This is a genomic window from Streptococcus oralis, assembly GCF_004127215.1.
In the GTDB taxonomy this organism is placed as follows: Bacteria; Bacillota; Bacilli; order Lactobacillales; family Streptococcaceae; genus Streptococcus; species Streptococcus oralis_BD.
Genome location: NZ_QEWJ01000114.1, coordinates 1 through 411, shown reverse-complemented (window position 1 = coordinate 411; position 411 = coordinate 1). Strand labels below are relative to the sequence as shown.

Below are 411 nucleotides of genomic sequence, written 5' to 3'. Positions count from 1 at the left end.
TCTCTACCGTCCGCAGTCCCTCGCGGAGGGTGACGATGTCGTCGCTGGTGCCCAGCAACGCGTCGCGGAAGTGCTCGTGCTCCACCATCAGCGGCTCGCGGCGGGGGATGGCGAACCGGGTGACGTCGCCCTCGGAGACACCGCGGAAGTTCCGTACGGCCTCCCACTCGCTGCTGACCGCGCCGTTGGCGTAGAAGGACAGGACCGCGGTGAGGGTGTCGGCGATGAAGGCCCCACGTTCCCCGGTAACCACGGTCTGGCGCTCCTTGAGCGGGCTGAGCCAGTTGACCAGGTGGTTGGCGACGCTGCCGTCGGAGAGCTCGGCCACCACCGCGACCAGATCCTCGTGGGCCCGCCCACTCCCTCGCGACGTCTGCGCCGCCACCGACACGTAGTCCTGCTTGGTCACCC

1 protein-coding gene is annotated in these 411 nt (G+C 69.3%); it reads right to left on the bottom strand.

Annotated features, from left to right (window positions below; all coding sequences use genetic code 11):
- Positions 1-411, bottom strand: a 411-nt coding sequence (locus DF216_RS10605) for a hypothetical protein (RefSeq protein ID WP_206280089.1), incomplete at both ends; no start/stop codon positions are given.